This is a genomic window from Acidiplasma cupricumulans (genome assembly GCF_001402935.1).
In the GTDB taxonomy this organism is placed as follows: domain Archaea; phylum Thermoplasmatota; class Thermoplasmata; order Thermoplasmatales; family Thermoplasmataceae; genus Acidiplasma; species Acidiplasma aeolicum.
The window spans coordinates 1-946 of sequence record NZ_LKBH01000249.1 but is presented as its reverse complement, the minus strand read 5'-3'; the positions used below and the strand labels follow the sequence as shown (position 1 = coordinate 946).

The window sequence follows — 946 nt, the reverse complement described above, 5'->3', positions numbered from 1 at the left end:
TATGTTATATTATAATATTAACCATGAAGGCAAATGAACTAATGAACCTTTTAAGAATATCAGGAAAAACATTGAATGCATATGCAATGGATGGAAAAATAGGATATGCTGTAATACCAAATAATAAATATAATTACAATCATGGTGATGTTTACAGGATTCTTAATAATGATATAAAAGGAAAAAATAATAATCAGAACTTTATTCAATTAACTTTTAATATGCTTATAAATCAGATTTATTACAAGGCCAGAGAATATAAAATAAATGTAATTATCCATGATGAATCATATACATCCAAATGCTCATTTATTGATAATGAAACTATGGAAAAGCATGAAATGTATTTGGGTAAGAGAATCAAAAGAGAAATCTTTAGATCATCAAATGGTATATTAATGCATGCAGATTTACACGCATCATATAATATTATAAAAAAGCAATCCCTGAAGCATTTGATGCGCTCTAGGGCATTGGGTTGTATCCATGAAGTTTAAGCATGAAAGAAATAATAATTTCTAAAGGAGTTGTTAAACATGAATAACAAAAACCATAACCTGATTAATAAAACTGCAATAGTTATCGGCACAAACACATACGAAACGTTGATGCAGATCCATCATATGCTATTGAATGGGCTTAAAATCCATAATATATCTGATGAAACCGGAGAGACTGACATTTATTATTTTGGAACCAATAACTGGAGGAACATAAATAGCAAGGACTTTATAAATAAATTAAAAAAATACGATCTAATAATTATAAGTGGTGGTGAAACTGCGTTTTCATTGCTTAATTCCTCGGAATTTAAATTCATAAAGAATATGCAATGTTTCATGCCGCTCGTTTCATGTGGAATAATAAACGGTGGAGATCTGGATTCAAAATATGTAATTTTAAAGGGGGGTGGCATTGGTGGCCCCGATATTTATTTTAAAATAAT

Annotated in this window: 2 protein-coding genes and 1 pseudogene; all 3 read left to right on the top strand. The window is 29.1% G+C overall.

What is annotated here, in order from left to right:
- Positions 1-23: 23 nt before the first annotated feature.
- Positions 24-185: pseudogene (locus AOG55_RS09690) on the top strand (IS607 family transposase); the annotation flags it as partial.
- Between the two features lie 36 nt (positions 186-221).
- Positions 222-497 (top strand): zinc ribbon domain-containing protein, encoded by a 276-nt coding sequence (locus tag AOG55_RS09685; RefSeq protein WP_061950860.1) that lies wholly within the window; start codon positions 222-224, stop codon positions 495-497.
- Positions 498-536: 39 nt separating this feature from the next.
- Positions 537-946: hypothetical protein (locus AOG55_RS06710; RefSeq protein WP_156318792.1), on the top strand; the 410-nt coding region annotated here is incomplete at its 3' end.